Annotated in this window: 1 pseudogene; it reads right to left on the reverse strand. The window is 68.7% G+C overall.

The features are described from left to right. Positions 1-112: 112 nt before the first annotated feature. Positions 113-201, reverse strand: a pseudogene (locus F6S12_RS33660) (type II secretion system protein GspJ); the annotation flags it as partial.

Genomic DNA, 201 nt, shown 5'->3' on the forward strand with positions numbered 1-201 from the left:
ACAGCCCCCTGTAGGAGCTGGCTTGCCAGCGAAGGGGCCGGCGCTATTTGCCGAATTCTCAGGGCCTGGCCGCTACGCGGTTCGCCGGCAAGCCGGCTCCTACGGGAGAGGGTTATTGCAACGGCCCCAGCACTTGCCGGTAGCGCTCTTCGCCCTGGGGCGTCTGGCGCACCAGGCGGATCTCCAGGCCCAGGGGGCTGT

It is taken from the genome of Pseudomonas sp. JV245A (genome assembly GCF_032424515.1).
Classification (GTDB): domain Bacteria; phylum Pseudomonadota; class Gammaproteobacteria; order Pseudomonadales; family Pseudomonadaceae; genus Aquipseudomonas; species Aquipseudomonas protegens.